Annotated in this window: 2 protein-coding genes; both read left to right on the forward strand. The window is 40.7% G+C overall.

The window, feature by feature from the left end; genetic code table 11:
- Positions 1–80 precede the first annotated feature (80 nt).
- Positions 81–401 (forward strand): transposase, encoded by a 321-nt coding sequence (locus ACFQU8_RS09590; protein WP_382359182.1) that lies wholly within the window; start codon positions 81–83, stop codon positions 399–401.
- Complete coding sequence (locus tag ACFQU8_RS09595) at positions 401–1,237, forward strand: IS3 family transposase (protein WP_382359185.1); 837 nt, start codon at positions 401–403, stop codon at positions 1,235–1,237. The genes ACFQU8_RS09590 and ACFQU8_RS09595 overlap by 1 nt, the downstream gene beginning before the upstream one ends.
- Positions 1,238–1,329 lie beyond the last annotated feature (92 nt).

The raw sequence follows: 1,329 nt of genomic DNA on the forward strand, positions 1-1,329 counted from the left end.
GTGACAGTAGTCCGTACCCCTTATACTGGACACATAAATGATTCGACATTTACGCTGCGAGTATGAGGGGAGGTTTTAGAATGTCTGAATCACAAAAGAAACAGCGCTACAGTAAGCAAACAAAATTAGAAGCGATTCGGCGTGTCCTGGAAAATAATGAAGCTGTCCAGTCTGTCGTGGATGATCTTAATATTCGCCATCGGGATAACATCTATGAATGGATTAAGAAATATCAAAGAAATGGTGAAGCCGCCTTTGACCGGTCTTTAGGACGTCCCAAAAAGGGCGAGACTTCTTCCACCACAGAGGAAAAGGTCGATCGCCTCCAAATAGAAGTTGATGCCTTAAAAAAGTATTTAGAACTATCACGCCAAAAGGAGGAGAAACAAAATTTCAAGTAATCGATCAGCTTCGAAGCGAAGCTTATCCTATCAATGCTTTATGTGAGGCATTGGGCGTTTCCCGAAGTGGTTATTATGCCTATCTTAAACGTTCCAACAAAGATGCCAATGAAGAAGAACTTATTTCTTATATTTATCATCAATACAAAGGTGTTCTGGGCGTACGGGGTATCGAATCAAGGATTCGCCAGGATTATTGTTGGGACATGAATCATAAAAAGGTATACCGAATCATGAAAAGGCTTGGCTTAAAGGCGGTTATCCGACAGAAAAGCCATAAGAGGAAATACCAGCAATCATCTGCAGGAAGAGTTTACGACAATCTATTGAAACGGGATTTTGATGCAGATAAACCATTTAGGAAATGGGTGACAGATGTCACGGAGTTTAAGGCAGGCAATCAAACGATTTACCTTTCGGTCATCATGGATCTGTTTAATAACGAGATTGTTGCCTATCAGGCAAGTCGGGATCACGACATTAATCTGGTCGAAAATACGATCAAGAAGGCGGTTAAAAAGAAAGGAACGCATACTGATACCATCTTACACAGTGATCGGGGTATGCAGTACCGTTCCAATAGATATCATCAATTAATGAAAGCATATAACCTGACACCAAGCATGTCAAGAAAAGGCACATGCCTTGATAACGCATGTGCAGAGGGGTTTTTCTCGCATTTTAAATCCGAAGCTTTTATTCTATTTCCGTGCCAATCCGTTCAAGGCGCTTATAGAACCATTTCCAAGTACATTGCTTATTATAATAAGCAGCGCTGTCAAAAAGGTTTGAACAGGCTGTCTCCGAGTCAATATTTTCAATGGATGGCAGCCTGAATCACAAGCAAACAATCGAATAAACATGATCATTTATGATCAATGTGTCGAATATTTTCTTGTCCGAAAAATGGGGTATTGACCACAGGCAC

Source organism: Lentibacillus kimchii (assembly GCF_042666895.1).
Classification (GTDB): Bacteria; Bacillota; Bacilli; order Bacillales; family Amphibacillaceae; genus Lentibacillus; species Lentibacillus kimchii.